Annotated in this window: 17 protein-coding genes and 1 tRNA gene; 3 read left to right on the forward strand and 15 right to left on the reverse strand. The window is 47.4% G+C overall.

Annotation, left to right across the window (positions count from 1 at the left end):
* The 6 genes from COV46_06290 to COV46_06315 form a co-directional block, all read right to left on the reverse strand.
* Nucleotides 1-5,380 (reverse strand): hypothetical protein (locus COV46_06290; protein ID PIR16908.1); only part of this gene is annotated, 5,380 nt, incomplete at its 3' end.
* A 25-nt stretch (nucleotides 5,381-5,405) separates the two neighbouring features.
* The gene (locus tag COV46_06295) at nucleotides 5,406-5,762 is read right to left on the reverse strand and encodes a hypothetical protein (protein PIR16909.1); all 357 of its coding nucleotides are present in this window, start codon (nucleotides 5,760-5,762) and stop codon (nucleotides 5,406-5,408) included.
* A 10-nt stretch (nucleotides 5,763-5,772) separates the two neighbouring features.
* Complete coding sequence (locus COV46_06300; GenBank protein PIR16910.1) at nucleotides 5,773-7,038, reverse strand: hypothetical protein; 1,266 nt, start codon at nucleotides 7,036-7,038, stop codon at nucleotides 5,773-5,775.
* A gap of 14 nt (nucleotides 7,039-7,052) precedes the next feature.
* Nucleotides 7,053-8,828 (reverse strand): hypothetical protein, encoded by a 1,776-nt coding sequence (locus COV46_06305; protein PIR16911.1) that lies wholly within the window; start codon nucleotides 8,826-8,828, stop codon nucleotides 7,053-7,055.
* Nucleotides 8,829-8,832: 4 nt separating this feature from the next.
* The gene (locus COV46_06310; protein ID PIR16912.1) at nucleotides 8,833-10,242 is read right to left on the reverse strand and encodes a hypothetical protein; all 1,410 of its coding nucleotides are present in this window, start codon (nucleotides 10,240-10,242) and stop codon (nucleotides 8,833-8,835) included.
* 6 nt (nucleotides 10,243-10,248) lie between these two features.
* Nucleotides 10,249-11,424, reverse strand: coding sequence for a hypothetical protein (locus COV46_06315; GenBank protein ID PIR16913.1), 1,176 nt, complete (start codon nucleotides 11,422-11,424; stop codon nucleotides 10,249-10,251).
* A 347-nt stretch (nucleotides 11,425-11,771) separates the two neighbouring features.
* On the opposite strand from COV46_06315, the gene COV46_06320 reads away from it, so the two are divergent.
* Genes COV46_06320 through COV46_06330 form a run of 3 tightly spaced genes read left to right on the forward strand, consistent with a single transcriptional unit; the run spans nucleotide 11,772 to nucleotide 12,917 of the window.
* A complete protein-coding gene (locus COV46_06320; GenBank protein PIR16914.1) occupies nucleotides 11,772-12,089 on the forward strand; it encodes a hypothetical protein in 318 nt (105 codons plus the stop codon).
* A 59-nt stretch (nucleotides 12,090-12,148) separates the two neighbouring features.
* A complete protein-coding gene (locus tag COV46_06325) occupies nucleotides 12,149-12,568 on the forward strand; it encodes a chromosome condensation protein CrcB (protein ID PIR16915.1) in 420 nt (139 codons plus the stop codon).
* A 1-nt stretch (nucleotide 12,569) separates the two neighbouring features.
* Nucleotides 12,570-12,917: a hypothetical protein gene (locus COV46_06330; protein PIR16916.1), complete on the forward strand. Its 348-nt coding sequence runs from the start codon at nucleotides 12,570-12,572 to the stop codon at nucleotides 12,915-12,917.
* Nucleotides 12,918-13,052: 135 nt separating this feature from the next.
* On the opposite strand, the gene COV46_06335 is transcribed toward COV46_06330, so the two are convergent.
* The 9 genes from COV46_06335 to fba all read right to left on the reverse strand — a co-directional run bounded on the left by COV46_06335 (nucleotide 13,053) and on the right by fba (nucleotide 22,874).
* Nucleotides 13,053-13,127: transfer RNA gene (locus COV46_06335), tRNA-His, on the reverse strand.
* A 180-nt stretch (nucleotides 13,128-13,307) separates the two neighbouring features.
* Nucleotides 13,308-14,147: a hypothetical protein gene (locus COV46_06340; GenBank protein PIR16917.1), complete on the reverse strand. Its 840-nt coding sequence runs from the start codon at nucleotides 14,145-14,147 to the stop codon at nucleotides 13,308-13,310.
* A 58-nt stretch (nucleotides 14,148-14,205) separates the two neighbouring features.
* On the reverse strand, nucleotides 14,206-14,952 hold the full coding sequence (locus COV46_06345; protein ID PIR16918.1) for a hydrogenase: 747 nt from the start codon (nucleotides 14,950-14,952) through the stop codon (nucleotides 14,206-14,208).
* 406 nt (nucleotides 14,953-15,358) lie between these two features.
* Entirely contained in the window at nucleotides 15,359-16,825 is a 1,467-nt protein-coding gene (locus COV46_06350) for a hydrogenase (protein ID PIR16919.1), read from the reverse strand.
* Entirely contained in the window at nucleotides 16,822-18,201 is a 1,380-nt protein-coding gene (locus tag COV46_06355; protein ID PIR16920.1) for a hypothetical protein, read from the reverse strand. The genes COV46_06350 and COV46_06355 overlap by 4 nt, the downstream gene beginning before the upstream one ends.
* Nucleotides 18,202-18,252: 51 nt before the next feature.
* The gene (locus COV46_06360) at nucleotides 18,253-18,891 is read right to left on the reverse strand and encodes a hydrogenase (GenBank protein PIR16921.1); all 639 of its coding nucleotides are present in this window, start codon (nucleotides 18,889-18,891) and stop codon (nucleotides 18,253-18,255) included.
* Nucleotides 18,888-19,814: a hydrogenase gene (locus tag COV46_06365; GenBank protein ID PIR16922.1), complete on the reverse strand. Its 927-nt coding sequence runs from the start codon at nucleotides 19,812-19,814 to the stop codon at nucleotides 18,888-18,890. The genes COV46_06360 and COV46_06365 overlap by 4 nt, the downstream gene beginning before the upstream one ends.
* Nucleotides 19,804-21,759: a hydrogenase gene (locus COV46_06370; GenBank protein PIR16923.1), complete on the reverse strand. Its 1,956-nt coding sequence runs from the start codon at nucleotides 21,757-21,759 to the stop codon at nucleotides 19,804-19,806. The genes COV46_06365 and COV46_06370 overlap by 11 nt, the downstream gene beginning before the upstream one ends.
* A 101-nt stretch (nucleotides 21,760-21,860) precedes the next feature.
* Nucleotides 21,861-22,874: a fructose-1,6-bisphosphate aldolase, class II gene (gene fba / locus COV46_06375; protein ID PIR16924.1), complete on the reverse strand. Its 1,014-nt coding sequence runs from the start codon at nucleotides 22,872-22,874 to the stop codon at nucleotides 21,861-21,863.
* Between the last annotated feature and the right edge of the window lie 34 nt (nucleotides 22,875-22,908).

A 22,908-nucleotide genomic window follows, 5' to 3' on the forward strand; every position in this document is an offset into this window, starting at 1 on the left:
ACGAGCCAAACGTGTCGCTCACTTTGCCTGCGTATTTTGTCGCTATCAACTTTCCCTCGGCGTAGATGTGCAGGATGACTTCGTCGGTCGCAGGTTTTATCTCTATCGCGTTGCCTAAGTAGTGTACCGTGTATTCTACAGCCTTGTTGTACGTATCCTTCGTCGAGACTTTCTTCATCACTCGCGTTCCGGCGTAGTCGTAGTCATATTCAACCACCGCACCGTTCTTCATCGTTACTTGCTTTAGCTGATTCGCCGTGTTGTAGCTCATCGTACGATACGCGTCAGACGTCATGTTGCCGTTGGCGTCGTATATAAAGTTCTCGGTTCCAATTTGTGTTACCGCGTGCGGCTTGGTTGAACCGTAAACGTAAGTGTTTGCGCCATACACCGTGCTGTTCTTCAGCATGTTCCCAAGCGCGTCGTAGTTCATGCTGATAGAACTTGCACCGGTGAGATCAGCGGTCTTCAACCGGTTCGCGTTGTCGTAACTTGCGCTCTTTATCGATATCGCCCCGACCAACTTAAGCGGGTCAGTTAAGCTCGTGATATTCGATTGTGAATCATAGGTAAATTTCTTTTCGTAATATGTCTTATCGTCAAGACCGATGGCCTTCTTCGACATCCTATGGCTCTTGGCATAATATTCATAGAGCCCCTTCACGCCGTTCCCGTACCACTCTTCAAGTAGCGAGCCTTGGGCGTTATAACCGGTATTGGGCTCTATCTCATAATATATTTCTCCGCTACACGCGCCGTTATCGCACACTTGTTTTAATCCGCCGATAATATTGTATGTGTAATATACTTGCTGGCCGTCGTTATAGATCGTGTTCGATACTTGTCCTATAGAGTTGTGCACAAACGTCTGTGCAAATTCGCCTAGTCCCTGCGTATCTCTGCTCATCTTCGCTATGCGCCTGTATAACGGATCGTACGAAAATTTAGATTCACGCAGGAGCTTGCCGCTACCGTCCTTCTCGATCACGTTTGCAAGCTCGCCTGATTTTACGTCGTACCCGGATTCGCCAGCATCGTAAGCGTAATTCTCGAACTTCTCGACTAAGCCGTCTGACTTGTAATACATCTTCTTCGTCACTCGGCTAACGTTGTCGTAGGTAAATTGCGTCTTTTGATTCGAAGCGTCCGTCTGCGTAATAAGCCTTCCAAATTGATCGTAAACGTATTGCCATTTTCCCATGTCGGCGTCTACGGTCTCTACCTTTCGCCCAAGAAGATCGTATTTTGCTTCGATTAGCTTCTTGCCGGCGCTCGTTGCCGTCAATAAATCGCCTACAGGATTATAGGCGTAAAGTATCGTGTCGTTTACGCTACCTGTTACTTTAACAAGACGACCCATCGTGTCGTAAGATTCCAGCTTTTTCTGATTCTTCGGCAAGGTGATGTCTCTCACACGCTGGCCAAATTCTTGCTTGTATGCAATCGTAATTGGCTCGGTCGGAGATTCTGCGTCGCCAGCAGGAGGCGTAATCTTTACAGGCCTTCCAAACAAATCCCGCTCGATACTTGAAACATGTTCGGTAGGCGTTGGTGTTTGCGCAAACCCGCAATTTGCCGAAAATATCGGCTCCGTCTCTTTCTGTAATCTGCCTGCGTTATATCTGCGCGCGTAGATTACACGATAACTCGCTCGCTCGGAAAGCGTGCACCTCTGCAAAACAAATCCCGCCCCGTCTGTGTACGTTATCTCGTACGGTAAACTAAACATCGTCTCAGAATAACCAGGCTGCGTCCTAAAATAACGCGTCTTTAATACTCTTGTCAACGCTCCGTCTACATTTACATCGATATATTCGTAATCTAAATTACTGATACCTGTAAGAATACCGTCGCTCCTCACTAAATATTCTGCCGTTACCCTCCCAAACGCGTCGTATGCTATCTTCTTCCCAACATCGCTCTGGTTTGTCTCCTTCCTTGGCCGACCGGTTAATCTGTCATACTCCCGCTTTGTCTCTATCGTTCCGCCACTTTCTAGTGTAATCGTGTCCTTTATCGGAAAAAGATCGCTACTGTCATAATCTATCGCCTTCTTTACTCCGTCCGCCCCTGTGATGCTGATAATATTTCCAACCGCGTTAAACTTGCGAACTATCTCCTCTGACTTGCTCGCTGATGTATACGAAGCCTCTTTTATAGGGTTCCCGTGCGCGTCATAATGAAAACTCTTCTTCCTAAAAACCTCGCCGCCTAAACTCGCTACGCGCTCCTTCAGCCGATCGCGTATCTGTAAATTGCCAAATTGCGCAGACGGAAAATATACGCTCGCAGTCGATAACTTTAGCGACGAGTTGGCATAATAATTTTCCTGTATTACGTTTAGATTATCGTCGTATACGTAGCTTGTTTTGGTAGTAACCGCTAAAGCCGGGCTCGCAGGCTCTTTTGTTATCATCTCTCGCAATGAAAGTTTGACCGTGCAGGCTTTTGTCGTGCAATTAATGTTTGTATAATCCGGATTAGTTGAAGAGGCGTTCACGTCCCATGTAAAACTCTCTTTCTTTCTTACTAACGTCCCTTCTTTGAGCTCTTTTCTATACATCTTGCCGGTTAATGCAAAATGCGAATACCCGGCTTCTTCAAAATAGGCGTACTTGTTTTTTTTCGCGATTGCCACATCGCCCAGCGCCTGATGAAATTTCAAAATCTCTTTGTATTGCACCCAAGTTTCAGAACTCATCGGAGCATATATTTTCTCAACATGCTGAAATCCGTTGAACCGCGAAACATATTCCTCTTTGAGCGAGTCGCCGCTACCCTTCTGCGCGTATCTTACAAAAATGTTTCCACCATAATACCAATATGTCACAAAGCGCATATTGGGATGCCTTAGCGCTTCCACTGTCATGTCAATAGGAACGGTCGGATCCTGCCGATAAAGCTTGTGAACCAGATACAAAGATGCCGGCAAAAATGTGTGCGTCGACTTATCAAATTGCAGAGGATACGACGACGAAAAATATTCGGTAGCCGTCTTAAAACCCTGGCCGTTATCAAGGTCTTTGAGACCGTTAGAAGGTTGGCTCATCTTCGGATAATTATTAAACGACATTAAATTATCCGAATAACCAATCGCATCGAACGACATCGGGTAAAATTGGTAATTGTTGAATTCGCCGTCCTTCTTAACGCTTACGCGGTCGGGATAATTATCGCCGTTGATATCGACAAAACCCGAAAATCCGCTGGAAACATATCCGCTAACTGCTTCACCTTCGCCTAACGCAGGATCCGTAAGCGTTAGCGGAGTTGTGGAAAAATGCGCCTCGTCTGAATCAGGGGCTATCCCTTTGTAAAAATATATCTTGAATTTGCCCGAAGATGGGTCGCCTGCAATTCTATCTAAATAACCGTCACCGTTAAAATCAATAAGATCTGTGCTCGCGTCGCTAATAAAACCAAAACCGCTTCCTGATGTCCCCGGATCGATTATGCCAAGAATTTCATTGGAATCGTACCCTACGCATATGGAAACTTCGGTTCCAGGACAAGTGATTACCTTTGGCTCAGCCCAGCCGTTGCCATTTAAATTGAGCCTTACCGAGAGCCCTTTGTGAACAACTCCGTCTCCAGTGTAAATGATTGTGCCGTTAACCCGGTCGGGAAGAGAGTCGCCGTTCATGTCTCTAATATCAACATAAAGCTTGCCGTCCTTATAGTAACGAATCTTTCCAACTGCTGGATTGTCAGAAAACGCCGCAGACATCGGATCCTTCCAAAAAACCGACGGCGTTTTAAAGCCTGCGCCGCTGTTATACCAAACGTTAAACCCACTTCCTTTCCCCACAATGCGGTCTACGAGACCGTCACCGTTCATGTCGATAAGCCCTTTGTCGCTACCTATTGTGCCTGCCCATTCGCCTTTATACGGATCTTTCCAAGCCGTAGGCGTTTGCTCGAAGCCAGAACCGGTGTTAAACGCTATCGCAAAATACGCGGTATCAGAACCCGTATCATTATTTTCAAATGTCCGCATGACGCGATCTGGTAAACCGTCGCCGTTCATATCTACCAAAAAAACATAACGATGATCGTTCTCTGCCGCCTCAACGTTAAGCCTTCCATTTACTTCGGGGACAAAGGCAAAAGGGTCCGGCCAATCCTGCGTCGCATCAAACCCGTTGTAATTGTTAAGCCTGACGGTTATGCGTGCCGACCCATGCTCGCCTATCGCTTGATCCGGAAGAGCGTCGCCGTTCATATCAACAAAAGCCCGATTGAGATCGTTCAAAAAACCGCCCGACGTGCCGTAAGACGCCTTCGCTACCCACACTTTTCCAAACTCGATTTTATCCCCTTCAAAATAATTGATTTTAATCGGCGGAAGTGTCTCTGCGTCGGACTTTCCGTGTTTCGTAATGCTCGCTAAAAGCGGAACCGCGTTCAACTTCGAATTCTTGTACGCCAAAGCTACCTTATGAAGTCTGATCCATATCCCAAAAAAACCCTTCTTAGATACTGTAATGCCCTCAAGCCTTCTTACCTGGTACCTGTTCAAAAACCCCTGCCTGAAATTCGGAAAATAATGAACATTTGGATCGTCTAGCTCGCTCTTGTTAAACTCTATTTTTATATCATTATAAATTATCGAATCAGGCAAAAGTTTGGGAACCGCAACGCCGTCCACTGTAAGCGCGCTATAGTTCACGTTCATCTCGTTGCCGTTTCCGTCGATCACCTTGTCGATAAGCCAACTTGCTATCCAAAGCCTGTCATCTACATATTTCTGGTCGCGCGACTCTTTCTTCCCGCCAAAAAAATACTTCCGCCCAGCTTTGTCGATTACGCACCAACCGTAATCGGTAGCGCCACTCTTAATATGCAAATAAATGTTGCGCGCAGAATCAACCTTTGCCGAATATAAATCCCCTTTGCCCCCGCCAAATCCGGTTAAGCCATATTGCGCGAGATCAACATCCGCGCTGATTAAAACAAGCGTTTCCGACTGCCCCATAAGCCGATATTCAAACTTTTGGCCCTTCACATAGTCAACATTTCCCCGGTCGGATATCCTTACAATTGACCCCAGCTCCATCTCCCAGCCGTAACCAACCCAGCTGTTGGGATTCTTCCTGTAACTGTTATAATTTAAGGAAATCTTCGGATCGATGCCGCCGCGACCAGGAGGAATTGCTATCGGAATGGAATAGGTTGCGGCTCCGGTGAACTCGTCTGTCTGTACGCCCTGGCTCCCGCCTTCGTTTGTCCCACCAGCTCCGGTAACACCTCCAATGACAGGCCCAGTTTCTGGAATGCCTTCCGGCCCAACATAATAATCTAAAGACGAACCAGCGTAAGCTGTATTCGAAAGCGCGGTCAAGAGAACAAATAAAACAATAATGTGGTTGATTAGCTTCATAAGTTTGAAACCCTGTTCCTGCCGACTAATCTTTCTTCACCCGATTCCAGTCTAACGATGTCCTTAGCTTAATCTCCGGAGTTTCAACTAAATCCTCTTTTGGCACACACGACTTTGCAAAACATGGATTAAAATCAACCCCGCCCATACCCGCCACCGTGCCATCCTCGTTGAAGATTATTCGAAAACTTGGTGACTGTCTAGCCACAACACTATTTTCTCCGCCACCTAATACAAGCTCTGCAGAAACTTCCGCACCCGCTACTCCCTGACTATTGCCAGCTAAAGGCAAAGACGGCTCGCCCGCAATATCCGAGGAAGTTGAACCCCCGCATGCGGCAAAAATAAATATGACCGAAATAATTAACGTTACGCTCTTCATAATCACCCTCTCATTTGCACGCTTTTACCCAATGGGTTTCATTGTGATAGGCAGTAATTCCCGCCTCGCTTACAACAATCAAATCAAATAGCCCATCACGATCATAATCAAGCCACGCCGCAGAAATAGTCGCGGTCTCTACAGCCATTTTAGCGGGATAGGCTATATTTTGATACGACATCACATCCAATCGCGGCAAATACAAAAGATTCATTTGATTATAGCGGCACAAAAAAAGACCCGGATAACCATCATTCAAAAAATCAGCCCATTTAGCGCACGTCGTGTTGCCAGCGTCCTGAAGCCCAAGGTCGGCCGCTTTATTCTCATATTTTCCATTACCTAAATGAACATAAAGAAGATTGGCAGTATTCCAGTTTGAAATATAAAGCGCCGGACTTATATCTTCCGGCTGAAGCGTTACCCACGTGGCAGACGTTGAACTGCCAAACTCTCCTTCGGCTCCTAGCTTATCTTCAACAGATTCATAATATCCATTGCCAGTATTTTTAAAAAACCTGTTTTTTCCGGTAAAATTGGCTAGATAAATATCGTCAAGCCCGTCGTTATTGTAATCGTTGACAGCAAAAGCGGAGCCTGCTCCTGAATCGTAGAGACCGCTATTTAAGGCATCTTCTTCAAACGTGTTTGCAGAGACATTGCGATAAAATCTTGTGCCGTTATCGGTGGCCGTTAGGATGTCCGCGTAAAGCATGATTCCCGCCATCGCAGGATTCGAATCTATCTGAACGCCTTTATCGAACTGACCGCTATTATTTCTATAAAGACGTGTTCCTAAATCCCCGACAAGCAAAAGATCTAAATCGCCGTCTTGCTCGTGATCTCCAAAAAATGCGCTCCTATTATAGCCTTCTATATCAAGGTGAAATTCTTTGGATTTATCAACAAACTTTCCATTTAAATTTATAAAAAGCTGGTTGGCCGAGTTTTCATTTAGAACATAAACATCGTCATAGCCGTCACCATCAAGATCCGCAACTTGAATACCTGCATGCACGTTCTCGCTCGTGAAACCAATATCGGCTTCCGAAAAATATATGCACAAAGATTTATCTCCCTGCTTGCGGCTATAATCGATTAAGCCATCACATGTTTCAGGTATGCACGCCTCCTCGTCATACGTATCATGCGTATAAATGACATCTATCGTATCTGTTTCATTCGGCACCGATATTTCGTTATCCGGATGCGCACAACCGCTTATGCCAAATGGAACAGCAAGAATTTTAATAATATTTTCGAAAATGTTAGCCATTTTAATCTTTCATATCAATAGCAATACCACGGATCCTGACCAGGGTTTGCAATGCTCGGACAAGAATCAACCACGTCTCCAAAACCATCGCCATCAGAATCCACAAGAAGCGGACTCGTTTCTTTCAAATATCCATCCCAAATTCCATTACCATTTTTATCTTCATCTCCGTCGACAAGACCATCGCCATCAGTGTCGGGTTTGAATGGGTCGGTGTCCCTTCCCTTGTCATAAACTCCGTCACCGTGCGTCTCTGCCCCGTCAGATATACCGTCATTATCTGTGTCTGGATTATACGCGCAGAGTTCTCCTAATTCAGGCTCCCATTCGCCATTGCGATTTCTGTCCTCGATGGGGTCGGGAAGCTCATCGCCATCGCTGTCGGCATTGTCAGGGGATGTTCCACCGGATGCTTTCGTTCCATCACCGGTCTCCAACTCATCGAGAATGCCATCATAATCCTCGTCCATAGAAACGCCAGCATTAAGGCTATATTCGGACGTATTGCCATCTATAGCAAGCCCCACTGCTGTAACCGCCTTTGCCTCTGAAAAGTTTAGATTGTTATGGATTGCTTCAAAACTGTTTGATGCAATTGTCATGTCACCGTAAAAACTGTCCCCGCCTCCATGAATAACTCCTCTGTTAAAGTCCTCCGGTGCCACACCATAAAGTTCAATATCATCCGTAAAAAATGACACTCCCCATATCCAATGGCGGTCACCAACAAGCCGGAATGCCTGAAGATGCTCAGGAAAATTTAGAAGAGCGTTAGGGCCAACATCTAAATCCAAAATATCGTTCTCTGTTACTCCATCTCCTCTCATATCGATCCCTACTTCAGTTCCATAATTTTTAGATATTTGATTATGGGTGATCTTGATCAAATCGGTTTCTTTGGAATTGTATAGAACAACTCCGCCATTTCTATTAAATTGGATAATGTTTCTTTCCTCAAAATTATCGCCTCCAATCAGCACATTGCTAGAACCACCCTTTATATAAATTCCAGCGCCTCCCAGCGCGTCCCCGTCATAGCAGTATTCTTGCCCCTCAATGGCCTTGCCCTTGGGTGGACAACCGCCGTTTCCTGCAATGATATTCTCTGAAATTTCAATGCCATCGCCTTCAAGCTGGATACCGTGCCCGCCAGAGGATGTGATCTCGTTTTTGGTGACGGATACAGAATCAGCGTCGATGATAATGCCATGCTCCGGTTGCTGGCCAATGATATTTTTCCTGATGGTCGTAAAAGATCCATTCATGCCTCCATTATTTTTTGAAAATATTTTAGACACCACAATTCCGTGAACGTTTTCGTTTAGAGAACCGTACTTCTCAACTCCCATTCTGTTTTCAAAAATGTCATTGCTCCGGCCATAGACACAGACAGCGGCTCCATGCCTGTTTCCCGAAAAACCAAAATATGCCACCGCGTTGGCATTGGAATAAATATCCAGCGTGCAATTACTCCCCTTTGCAGTCCCTTCAAAGTCTGAAGCGTCAAGGATTGTTTCGGCTTCATCAGAACCCATCATCGTCACAGGCCCCTTGCAGTCTTCGGGTATCACCAGCGGCCTCTTAAGATATATCCTTAATTGATCAAGCCTCGTCTTGGCAAATTTAACCAAATCGCTCCCGTCGCTATCGCATGCATAATGAAGAATAGTCCTAAGCGTACCCTCCTGTTGTTTATCGCTAAGCGAGCTGACAAGATAGGTGTTGTCGGCGGCAAAAGCAACCGACGAAACAAATAACAATGCCATAAATAATGTTGCTTTTTTGATCATCAGCTTAGTCCCTTGAAAGTTGAATCATCTTTATAAATTTATCCATCTCGATGTTTTCCAGATGTAACCCGTTCCTAAGAAGTTGTATGCCAAAGCGCACTGTTCTATAGCTTGGATCTGATGCATCCGAAATATGCACTTTAAACTCGTCAGTAATATCCATTATCGGATCATGTTCCGGATGCTTTTTGATTAACTCCTCATTTTCATTTATAATCTCAACATCTCCTTTACCAGCAAGTTCTTTTAGCGACCCAACTCTGCCTCCATGGCTATCCTGAAATCCGCAAATTTTACGCTGGGCGTCACTACCTACCTCACGCAAACGCTCCTCACTATCTATAGATTTCATACCTTTTATTTTGCTTTGGTACACCTCTCCCTTCTTATCTGCCACCAAATAATCAATAACCGCATGGCTGCGTCCCAATACAAGTTCTCTGTTGTGTTTAGGGGTGCCTGTATCATTTGCATAAGCCTTGACACGGATAATCATCCGATAATCATCTTTCCCGTCAGGATTGACACGCTTAAACCATTTGTAAACGGTACGCATGAAATGGTCAAGTTGGGGGTTTGAATAACATTCATACATCCTCCCACCGTTTTGTTCGGCAAACCATTGAGGCTGAAGTAGTATGTCGGGATTGTCATTGGAGAATGTGAGTGGCAATTCAAACCAAGTCATTTTTTCTATTACCTTCGTTCTTGTCCATTTCACTTTTTGTATAATCGGCGGTGGCGACGGTCCTTCTACTATCACATATTTTATAAGTGGCGGTGGCGCTTCTGCTAACGTCTCTTTTATCTCCCTCGCGGGTTCTTCCTTTTTTTCTTCTTCCTCCTTCGGTTTGAAAAAGATATCTAAACCAAATATCACGTTTCCATGTATATAGTCTTGCTTCGCCGCAAATGAAAAATCCCATATTGTGCTGATGTTAGGCACAAGGCAGACGTTGCCGCCGAAGCAGATTTCAATACCGCCCTTCAATTGTCCCAACACGTTTCCAACATCATCCTTCGGAAGAGGAAAACCTTTGCCGAAATTAAGCTCGCTATGTGACCAACCGATACCTCCCATGGTATCTAGGAATATGCTGAACTGCCGCACCAAAAAGAAACGGGTGCGTAGTCCTACTTTGCCTGATAACAGATGTCTGTGAGAACCTAAGTTGATTTCATCTCCACCAGTATACGAATATTGCGCTTCAACAATAAGGTCTGACTGTAGTTTTGTATCAAATAAGAACGGAAACTGAAAAAGTCTTACAGCCTCGATGCCAAGATGAAGTTCAAATTCACTATAGTCCGTTTCGTATGGGTCTAATTCACTACTACGCCGAAACTTTGCAAAACCGGCAGATGCGCCGAAATATAAAAGATTATCAAGTCGGTAACTATTATCATCACTCATAAAACCTCACTTGGCCTTAGCATTTATTTTTATAACACGTTCCCCACACGCCGATGTCTTGATAATCAAATTTCCGGAATAATCGCCTGGAGTTATGTGCGGAATTATTACAGGAAGATTTATTTTCTCTCCCGGCGGAATTGATAATCCGCGCAGGCCAGGCACTATCCCAAGATTATCAGTAAGCACTGTGAACGCGAGCGGCTCGGTTTCATTTTTATAATCAGCAGCGTCTCCAAGATTTGATATAGCAATGTCTTTTCTTGCCAAATTTATATCGCCGCTATTCATTTCTCCAAAATCAAGTGATTCATTTTCGGTTGAGATAATACAATTTGGCATCTCGCTACCTGCGCCATAAAGCTGAACAAGAGGAAGCGGCTCCGGATCGTATGCTATCTTGACCTCTACAGTTGCTTGATGATTACCCCCGCTTTGAGGAAGGAAAGAAACTGGCAAGCGAAGCTCATTTTTAGGAGGTATGTGTGTCAATAGCTGTGAATACGTGCCAATCTTAAAGTGCGGCGAAGATAATTTAATGCTGTCTATCTTGGCCACCTGATCGCCTTTGTTCACGATCAGAATAAACTGGTGCTGGCCTGGGTACGTGCCAAAATTGTTGCCAACACCAAAATCAAGTGATGGCGTTTTGACGAATACGTTGGCATAAAGCGCTTTATTTGGATCCGTATTATTGTTCAGTTCATCTTTGTCAGCCATAGAATCGAGATCGGAATCTTTGTTGTTCGGATCGGTGCCTAGCGCATATTCCTGCGCATTCGACAAGCCGTCGCCATCCGAATCGCCTTGCGAAACATTTCCAACGCTAAGAACGATGCCGCACGACTCTACCCACGGAGTTATGCCGCTTGCATAAACGGCACGCATTCTTAAGCAATATTTTGTGCTTGTCTTTAAAGCCATAATCCCATTACGATACGGTATGATAACCATTTCGCCATCGAACGGCTTAATTGTTGTGTTATAAACTGCCCACGGAGGATATATGCCTCCTGAATCCGGCTTGAGTTGCACTTCATAAAAATTCAAATTTGGATCCCAGAGCTTGTCTATTTTCACAGACAGACCATGATGCGTGGGAGCATCAAGATTTACATTGTCTACCGAATGAATTACTACGTTTGGAAAGGAAAAAACTTCTTGAATATAAAATAATGACAACAACGTACCAATTGCAATACGACCGCAACCTCTTCTTGCAGCGCTTCTTCGCCAATTGTAACGCATTAGTGCCGCATAACACTTGCCAGAAACATTGCAAGAGAAATGTGAAACGGGGGTTCGTCGTTCGACAGGCATATCCTGAGCCTGCCGAAGGGCTCACGATGAGTTCACCATGAACGTCAATTTTTTCACACACTCTAATCCATCTTCTACAGTTCCAGCGTGATCTAAGGTAAGCGCCCAGCGAACCTTTCAATTACCCACAAGTATTGGCCAGAGGGGAGGGGGGGTCAAGTCTTTACTCTTTACTTTCGGTGGATATTGTCGTAGCGGCGCATCATACTATGGCTCGTCCACTACGCATGCAATACGAGGGTGCTTTTTACCATGTGATGAATCGCGGAAATGCCCGCCAGCCGATTTTTAGATTGCCGGAGCATTACAAGATATTCATCAACCTTCTTGTTGAATCCGTTGTGCTTTGGGAGATTAAGATTCACGGTTTTAGTTTATTATCCAATCATTATCATCTTCTCATAAAACACCCTGTAAGTATCCGACACTTACAAAGCTTGAAAATATCGTGTACTTTAGCTGTTCTCCTTTTTTTTCCAAAGTGCTTGATTGCCGCCGTCAGTGTGCTATTGATCGGATCGACTTAAGGGAATGGAGTCTCCCCAATAACCGCCCGTCAAATAAGGCTGATGACTCCTGATATGCGATGCGCCAAGCGCATCGCCAGGAGGATTTGATGGCCACAAAAATTCTTTGGCTTTCCATGGCAGGTTCGGTGGGAACCGTGTCACGCTACCTTCTCGGGGGCTTTGTCCACCGCTTTGTCGATGCTGAGTTTCCATGGGGGACACTCTCGGTCAACGCCATTGGTTGCTTTTTTGCCGGTTTTCTCTGGATCTTCTCAGAACGCTATCTTGAAATAAGCGGCGAACTCCGTACTGTGATTTTCATCGGTTTCTTCGGAGCCTTTACAACCTTCTCCTCGGTCATGTTGGAAACGGCGGAGCTTCTCAGGGCAGCCGAGTGGACGGCATCGGTTAAAAACGTCCTGCTTCACAATGTGCTGGGGATCGGTCTCGTCATTCTTGGAATAGCCGCTGCCAAATCACTTAAAGGAGGAGGATAATATGCAGTTACCTTCTGACGCGCAGCTATTGCGCATATTCATTGGAGAAAGCGATCGTCATAACGGGCGTTCGCTTTATGAAGCCATAGTTGATATGGCCAGAAAGCAAGGTATGGCAGGTGCCACTGTCTTGCGCGGCCTTATGGGTTTTGGGGCTCATAGCCGAATGCACACGGCGAAGATTCTACGCCTTTCGGAAGACCTGCCCATAATAATCGAGATCGTAGACAAGCAGGAGCGCGTTAAAACTCTTATGGAAGCTATTGATCCCATGATTGATGAGGGGCTGGTTACTCTTGAAAAAGCAACCGTCATCGCCTACCGTGCACATAAAAAGGAAAACTTGTAGGAGAATGATGAAATCGGGAAAATCGGGGTTGGCTCACGAGACTTATCTATAATTAAGTGTGTGTCCCCGGAGGGGTTTTCAACGCAAACAACCTAAAAACAAAAACCCCGCAAATGCTTGCGGGGTCTTGATTTATGGGTAGGCGACGAGATTTGAACTCGCGACCTCCTGGGCCACAGCCAGGCGTTCTAACCGCTGAACTACGCCCACCATGAGCCGCGCTTTGCGGCGGCAACTTACAAATTACAATGAACAAATCACAAACGACGCGACCTACTACAATATAAGGACCCAATAATCAATCATTTTTATGCGGCCTAAAAGAAAGCTCCCATATGTGCATTGAATTGCTTCGCCGGCAAAACCTCCTCGCAATGATATGCAACAGATCTATTTCGGCCTTGTGCCGAATCTTGTGTCTACCGTGACTCCGAGGCCGGCCAGCCATGCGGCTGTTTTAATGAAAAATCCGGCAACGGGGATGCATGAAAGTATGGCCAGAATGATGAAGCCTACTATCACCTCTATTATCATCGGACGGCCCGGCCTCTTTATGGCGCGGAAGAACTTAACGCCGATAAGCTGGCAGATGACCGTATAGCCAAAGAACGTTGCCGCCGAAAGGATTATGAATAGCACCGGCACCACAGGTATGCCGATGATGCTCACCACCAAAAAGAGCGTGACCGGCAGGACAAGTATCGCCACAATAAGACCGTGATAGATGGACCACCACGGATGCCTCTCGGCCCTGTATGACGCGCGCCCTACTTTGTCGGTGAATAAAAGCGATATGAGAAGGAATATGGCAAGAAACCCGACCACCGCAAAAAGGCCTATAAGTCCCGCCAGCCCGATCGTTGCAAGTCCCAAAATGGGAAGCACAAAGTCCGACGTAGAGCAGGAGCTCTTAGTGCAAAATCGTTTTAACGAAAGCTCGACTATTTCGTCGGCAACCTCGGCACCAGGCTCTTTATTTATGCTCCCGAAGATAACGACCGTCTTGCCGAGCACGCCTCCGTTCGAAGAGACGTTCAGATCGCCGCCGATGACAACGGCATGATCCCGAACCGTCCCCTCCACATTAAGATCGCCAAAAACGACCACGGCGTTGGTGACGGACGCACCCGTTTCGACGGTGGCATTCTCAAAGACCTTCACAACATCCTTTGTGTTTGCGAACGCCGGAATAGAAACGAATAAAGCAAGAACAACCAGTAATTTTTTCATGGCTCCCCCTTTTTGTACGACCTAAATAACGGTTAATCGGAAAAAATTCAAGTTTAAACTAAATACGCCCCAGCAAGCGAACTATCCCATCTATTATCGTCATGGGGTGTGGCGGGCATCCGGGAATGAAAAGGTCTACAGGCACGGTAGATGAGGCGCCGTCATGAACGCACGAACCTCCCTCGAACGGACCGCCGTTTATTGCACATGCGCCGACCGCGATGACTATTTTTGGAGTTGCGACAGCTTCATAGGTCTTTTCAAGTGCAAGCTTCATGTTCTCGGTAACGGGCCCGGTAACTATCAATCCATCGGCATGCCTTGGAGAGGCAACTATCTGCACCCCAAACCTTCCTATATCGAACTGTATATTGCTAGAGGCGTTAAGCTCCATTTCACAGCCGGCACAACTGCCTGCGGTCACAACACGCAATTTCAAAGATCGCCCAAAGAGCTTGCGCGTTCTTTCGTGCAGCGCCTTTGCCAGCTTCAACTCATCGCCCCTCAAAAGAAGGTCGCTCCTCCCCCTGACAGACATCCTTAGATCTCCGCTATATTCTATGGCCCTGTTCGGGCAGGAGGCAACACACTCCTCACAGAACAGGCATTTTCCAAGGTCCAACGTTAAAGGATCGGCTGAGATCGCACCATTCGGACACGCGTTCTTGCAAGCCTCGCAGTTATCTTTACACTTTTCAGGATGGATAACGGGAAGCCCCCGAAAACGTTCCGGCATCTTTTTGACAGGAGGGAACGGTAACGCCTGATGACCCTGTTTTATCCTTGTTCTTAATATATTTATCATAAGTACCTTTGCTCACTTTACATAAAATCTATTTCACGACACTTTCATTAGAAAGTGTCGACATCCCCGCATGAGGAACGCGTTTGGCTTTCGGGATCCGGTTGGGTGTTCGAGCGACCGTCGGTTGTCGCCGCTCAAACGCCGCGGCGCCACCGACTTGGCGCTCACCCCGCCAATCATTTTGGCTGTTGTGTGGCGGGGCTCCGCGACATCGCTCTCATACCCGACCGGACCCCGAAAGCCACCGAACTTCAGCGGTCAACTATGTATGGGAGATTGCCACGCCCCTTCGGGGCTCGCAATGACAGAACCCAAAGCCACACAAGTTTTACGACTGAAAAGGCAAGTGACTCAAGCGCGGCTTGAGTGCCGGTACCCCGCCAGCCGCCGAATAATAGATTTTATGTCAAAGATCGTACCCTGCATAAGAGAGGTTAAAGCTCTTATTGCATAAAGGAAAGTCGGATATCTGCCCGCTCCGGAGAGCCATTTCAAGCCCTGTCCAGTTATGAAACGATGGATCGACGATCTTGTACTGGATGACCTCCCCTTTCCCGTTCGTCCTGGCAATATGGACCACCTCGCCACGCCAGCCTTCGATCATACTTACAGCAAGTGAAGAGGCGTTAAGCCCTTCGCATTGAATATCCACCTTTTCATTCGGCATTCTTTCAAGAAGCTCGGCAACGAGCTCCGCCGACCTCTTTATCTCAAGATACCTTACACGTGATCTCGCAAACACGTCTCCCGATGCGGCCTTTGCAATAATGAACTTGCCGAACCTGTAATGCCCGAAAGGGTAATCACGCCTGACATCTCTTTGAAGATTGCAGGCCCTAGCCGCAACGCCTACCAACCCTAGCTCTTTGGCAGTTTCATGGCTCACGGTTCCCGTTCCCTCAAGCCTTTCAATAACAGAAGCGGTCCCAAACATCAGCTCCACGGTATCGTTAACGTCTTTCATGCCCTGCTTGAGTTTCTTCTTAAGACCTTCTGCCATCTCTTGAGGGATGTCGAACCTGACCCCGCCGGGTTTCAAAAGGCTTCTCCCGAAACGGTTCCCGTTGATGGTAAGGAGCATGTTAAGAAATTCCGCCCTTATCCTTCCAAAATATGAAGCGGCCGGTAAAAAGCCCACGTCATTTGCAATGGCGCCAAGGTCTCCCACGTGGTTCGCCATGCGTTCTATCTCCAGAGCCATCGCCCTTATTATCCTGGCCCGCTGGGTCACTTCCCTCATCGCAAGCCCTTCTACTGCGTGACAATATGCAAGCCCGTGAGAAATAACGCTGTCGCCCGCTATCGATTCGGCAAGTATCATTCTCTTAGAAGGTCCGGCGTTTTTGATCATCTCCTCCACACCGCGATGCTGATAGCCAAGATGGATCTCAAGGTTAAATACCTTCTCACCGTGGCACTGAAAACGGAAATGCCCCGGCTCTATCACCCCGGCGTGAACGGGTCCAACCGCCACCTCGTGAATAGAATCGCCCGAGACAGAATAATAATTGTAACCGGCCTGTTTGCGGACCGGCTTCAGCCACGGATGCCCTTTCGGGATTATCCCTAAGTTCTCGTGCAACTCGCGTTCGAACAGGTGTGCTTCCGGCAACGCAGGCGTCAGCGACTCATAAGAGATGCCGTTAACGTCCGCCGATGCTATTCGTATCTCGCCCTTGCCATCTATTCCAAGGATGCCGTAGAGCCTGACATTACCATCCGCCGTTCTGTTCCCAAACAGCGACACCACCCTGCCTTCATGCGTTTTGCAGGTATCTATTATCCAGATCCTAAGGTCACCTATTGAAAGAAGAGGTATCCCCTCCTCTTTGCAGGAAGTCGCATTTCTTAAAGTGGTAAAGTTCCTCGTCATAAGATATTCATCATCCTCGCCGCGTTCTCCAAAAGGATCGATACATATCTGGGTAGATAGAGCCCCGCCAGAAGCACGGCCATGGCCAGTATCATGGGCGGCACCAATACCATCTTGGGAAGCTCACCCCATATGAGCTCCTTCTTCTTTCCCTGGACCATTCTAAGCACCGATCTGGACATAGTGACAAAAATAACCCCAAGAAAGACAAGATACAGCGTCATGGCAATAACGTTCCCTCCCGATATACCGTCACGAAGTATCAGGAACTCGCTGATAAAAGGAAGAAAAGGCGGCAAGCCTACGATTGCAAGGCTACCCATAAGGAACATTATTCCCGTGGGTGCAGAGGTCTTTAAAAGCCCGCTCACCTCCGAGACCATCTTTGTCCTGTAGAGAACAAGTATGTTTCCGGCGGTAAGGAAGAGAAGCGTCTTTGTAAGTGAGTGCCCTACTACGTGCAAGAAGCTTGCAAAATCGGCACCTATTCCAAAACCGACGGCTATTATGCCCATATGCTCGACGCTGGAATAGGCAAGCAGTCTCTTGTAATCTTTCTGGTGGAAAATAAAAACGGCCGCAACGAATAGCGATATAAGACCGAATACGACCAGAAGACGCCCGGCAAAACCACCCAGCCCGGCGGATATGCATATCTGGTAGAACCTTAAGATGCCCAGGAGGGCGCAGTTAAGAAGCGTACCGGAAAGTAGCGCCGATATGGGAGAAGGCGCTTCGCTGTGGGCGTCGGGAAGCCAGTTATGCAACGGCGCCAGCCCCATCTTCGTTCCAAAACCGACCAGAACGAGTATGAATCCTATGCGCAAAAGATCGGGGTCCAGCTCCTTCGCGTGGGCCATAAGGGACGAAAGCGAAAGTTCGGCGCCGGTCCCTCTTGTTGAGGCCGCCACAAAGAACACCCCGAGTAGAGCGATCGCGATCCCAACAGAACATATAAGCAGATATTTCCATGCGGCCTCAAGCGAACGTTTGTTCTGCCGATAATAGACCAGAGGGGCCGAGGCAAGGGTCGTTGCCTCTATCGCTATCCATAACAACCCGATATGCGTGGTGGATGCAGATAGGGTCATGGCGGTGAGAAAAAAGAGCATGCACGAGACATATACATGACCGCCGGACTCATCCTCCACCACTTTTCGTTTCAAGGGAAAATAACCGAGGCTGTAAAAGGCGACCAGAGTAAAAATGGAGCTTATCAGAAAAAGAAATATCAGCCCCACACCGTCAATGTTGATATAATCACCGAAAATGTCGGGCCATCTGAAGAACAGAACGGAAACGGTTCCTATGTTGTGCAGAAGGGCTCCGGAAATAAGTATCTTTCTGCGAACGTAGCGTCTCCCCTCGCCTTTCATAAAAAGCGCGATTAATCCCAGAATAAAAGGTATGAACAGTAACGGTATCACTTAACTGTCTCCCAGCGTCGAAAGCGCCCTTGTATCTATATTGTCAAATGTCCTGTTGATATGATAAAGCATGATCCCCATAATGAACACGCCGACAAGAAGGTCCAAAAGGACCCCTATCTCGACCATAGCAGGAAATTCAGTGACGATGGTCATGCCGAACGTGAATATCCCGTTCTCCAGTATGATAAAACCTATGATCTGGTTCACCGCCTTGGTCTTTGTGACAAGGATGAGAAAACCCGTAAGGACCGTTGTGAGAGCGGCCGGTATCAGCAAGGGAGAAATGCCGGGACCTGCGGTCAACGGGAACATCTTAATGTTCATAAAGCTAAAAATAGTAATGACACACGCCGTTAAAAGAAGCAGGTGGTTACCTATGGCGGGCTCTTTGTCGGCATGCTTCGATATGCCCTTAATGGCGCGAAAGATAAGAAGAGGTATGCCGACGGTCTTTACCGCCAGGGTGATCGTAAGAAGAAGCACGCTGTGAATATCGAAGGCCAATCCCCGCACAACGAACTGCAGCATCGAAAGAAGCGCGCCCTGAAAAGCCAGAGCCTTTATACGAGTATCCACTCTCGAAGAGCCAAGAACAATGAACGTAGTAAGGACTATGCCTATTAATATCCAGTTCACAGCACCCCCTTCATGAAAAGCGCCACCAAAAGGGCGAATACCGACAGCACGAACGATACTATCAGAAGTTGCGGTATCCTGATCAGCCTTACCCTTGCCGTCACTGATTCAACGACCCCTATAATTACCGCCAAAACGGTGATCTTTAAAAGAAGCAACGCAGTGCCAACAAACATTCCGTGAGAAGCGTCTGACGATATCAGCATCGCGGCAAATGCCATGAAAATAAAAAGCTTCATCGAGGCAGCGTAGAGCATGAGGCCAAGGTCCGGGCCGCTGTAATCAAGCATGATCACCTCGTGTATCATGGTCAGTTCAAGATGCGTATTGGGGTCGTCCACCGGCATCCTTGAATTCTCGGTGAGAAGGATAAAAAAGAACGTGATAAAAAGAAGTATTATGGAAGGTTTGGCTATCAGATACGGGCCGCCTCCGGTGAATATCTTGTCGAGCGACAGGGACCTGGTAATTATCGCCAGCGCTATTATCACGATGAACGTGGTCAGCTCCGAAAAAGCTCCGAACGCCGCCTCTCTGCTTGCGCCCATCCCCCCAAAGCTCGAAGCGGTATCCAGCGCCGCAATGACCATAAAGAACCGGGATAGGGCAAAAAAATACGCAAAAAGGATTATATCTCCGTAAAAGTGTATCGGAGCGTTCCCTGTTAAAGGAATTATGGCGCCGGCGCAGACAGCGGAAACCAGAACTACAAGAGGAGCGAACTGAAAGATGTATGATGTGCTTCTGCTGTAAACGGCGTCCTTCTTAAGGAGCTTGAAAATATCGAAATAGAGCTGAAATAACGGGGGCCCCTTCCTTCCGGCAAAGATGGATTTTACCCTGTTAATGACACCGGCAAAAAATGGCGGCACAATTAAAAGAACGAACAAATGAAAGATAACGGAGAGCGGCCTATATTCCAAACCACACCTCCAGTATAAAGAGCGCCATCAAGGTGATAAATATCAGCGCAAGATAACTTTGAGCCGTGTTCTTTCTTTTACGCCTGACGAACAACAGGAATCTGCCTATCCTCTCGAACAACGGTTCAAAAAACCCGTTTTCTGCCCGGTCTGAAACATATTCTTCAAAATTTTCCGCCTTTGGAAATATCCCAGAAAGATACTGAACGCTCGCGGACGGCTTAAGAACGGAGCTGAAGAATGTGCCGACAGGTTCTGCAAATGATGCCGCGGTGTACTGCATTCGAGGTGTCGGAAAAGCATAACCGCAATCCCATGTTACGGCGTGCTTGACCGATCTCTTTCGGAAGATCATCTTGCGAATAAAGAATAGCGAGGCCGTTAATAGAATAAGAACGGCGAACGCAACGCTTATCCATGAGAGAGAAGTGAGCGATGGTTCGCCCAAACTTGTTGCGGCAAGTCCCGGGAGAACGACCATTGACGCCGCAGAGACAAAAGGCAGGACCAAGAACGGAAAGATGCCAAAGACCGCACAAAGGAGCGCAAGAACGCCCATAGGATAGATAAGGAGCCTCGGGGCCTCGTGACAGTCTTTTGGAAGGTCGTTCCTTGGCTCGCCCAGAAAAACTATGCCAAAGACCTTTGTGAAACAGGCAACGGCAAGACCTCCGACAAAGGCGAGCCCGATGATACCCACAACCGCAAGCAATATCGGGTAACCCGAAAAACCTTTGCTTATACTAAAAACGCCCAAATAAACAAACCACTCACTTATGAACCCGTTAAAGGGAGGAAGACCACAAATAGATAAGGCGGCAATAAGGAACAAAAACGCGGTGCGTGGCAATTTTCTGATAAGGCCGCCAAGACTGTCTATAGAAAGATAATGCGCCGCATGGGCAACGTTACCTGCGCAAAGGAAGAGGAGGCTTTTAAACAACGCATGATTTAAAACATGAAAGATAGCTCCGCCAAATCCCAAGGCCGCAACAGGCATGTTTCCCTTAGCGGCACCGATAACGCCTACACCCAAACCGATAACTATGATGCCAATATTCTCAACGCTGGAATAAGCGAGAAGTCTTTTAAGATCGTGTTGCATGAGGGCATATAGGATACCTGCCACAGCGGAAACTACGCCGACAATCACAAGAAGAGTCCCCCACCACATTGGAGGAGACCCAAGAAAAGTAAGTGTTCGCAAGATGCCGTAGATGCCGGTCTTTATCATAACGCCCGACATAAGAGCCGAAATATAGCTGGGCGCCGCGGGATGTGCACGAGGAAGCCAAACGTGGAAAGGAAATATTCCCGCCTTGGTGCCGAACCCTATCACCGCAAAGACAAAAAGAAGCCCGGCCGTGAACGGAGTATATGAAGGATCAGCAGTGAATTTGCTGAACAACATCGACCCGGAGGCCTTGGCCATTATAACGAAGAACGCCATTAAAAATGCGGTGGCCAGGTGCGTGGCGATAAGGTAGATCCATCCGGCGTTTTGAACCTCCTTGTTCTCGTGCTCTGCCGTGACCAGAAAAAACGAGGCAAGCGACATTATCTCCCAGATGACAAGGAACGAAAAGGCATCCCTTGATATTAGAACCCCCTCCATTGCCGCCACCAGCAAGGGAAAGAAAGGGACGGAACCTATAAGATTTCTTTGCGCCCTTACATATCCAAGGCCATAAAATGAGATGAGAAGGGAGACACCCAAAATGACCAACAGAAAGAAGCGGCTCAACGGGTCAATTCCGAAAGCAAAAGTAACCGAAGGCATGTTGGTCGCAAAGACGACGTTACCGTTAAATGAGAGCAGGCCGGCCACGGAGCCCAGCGAGGCACCAAGACATGCAATATACGCCTTCTTCGACTCATCTTTTATGATGAGAGACAAAAGAAAGCTCGCCACAAGAACCGCTACTGATAAAAATGCAAAGACCACTTTTTACTGACCCTCCGACAGTTTCATAGAATGCCATTCCCGCGAAAGCGGGAATCTCATGAGATCCCGGCTTTCGCGGGGATGACAGCGCCCGGATGGCATCAATATCTCCCCGCCGAGCCGAGCACGTTCTTGTTCTTTTCCTTGTACATCTCTGTTAAAGCCGTCCTTGCCGGGCCTAGATATTTTCTGGGATCGAATTCTGAGGGCTGTTCGGCAAAGACCTTTCTAATGGCCGCCGTCATGACAAGCCTGCCGTCCGAATCTATGTTTATCTTACAGACGGCCGACTTTGCCGCCTTGCGAAGCTGGACTTCCGGGATACCTACCGCCTGTTTGATAGCGCCGCCATATTTATTGATGGTGGCAATGGCGTCTTGTGGCACGCTTGAGGAACCGTGAAGAACTATCGGGAAACCCGGGATCTGCTTCTCTATCTCATCCAATATGTCGAAACGAAGCGGAGGCGGAACAAGCACGCCGTTGGCGTCCTTCGTGCACATTTCAGGCTTGAACTTGTGGGCACCGTGAGAGGTTCCTATGGAAATGGCAAGCGAGTCGACACCGGTCATTTTTACGAAGTCGATAACCTCCTCAGGCCTCGTGTAGGTCGAATTCGCGGCCACGACCTTGTCTTCTATCCCTGCCAATACTCCAAGCTCTCCCTCTACGGTGATGTCGTGCTTATGCGCATATTCAACCACCTGGTGTGTCAGCTCAACGTTCCTGTCGTATGGATGGTGGCTTCCGTCTATCATAACGGAGGAAAAACCGCTTTCGATGCAAGACTTGCATAGCTCGAACGTATCGCCATGATCCAGATGAAGCGTGATGGGAATGGGCTGGCTGACTCCCATGGTCTTTTCTATCTCGCGGGACATTTTGACAGCCCCTTCGCCCATATATTGAAGCATCGTCTGGTTTGCATACTTGCGGGCGCCACTTGAGACCTGCAAAATGACCGGCGATCTTGTTTCAACGCATGCTTGAACTATTGCCTGTAACTGCTCCATATTGTTGAAGTTGTAGGCTGGAACAGCATACTGCTCCCTAAAGGCTTTTTTGAACATCTCTCTGGTGTTAACAAAACCCAACTCTTTGTATAAGGCTGTCATCTATTACCTCCGATTGTTTTAAATTTTACCGGTT

This window comes from Deltaproteobacteria bacterium CG11_big_fil_rev_8_21_14_0_20_49_13, from assembly GCA_002796305.1.
GTDB lineage: Bacteria > UBA10199 > UBA10199.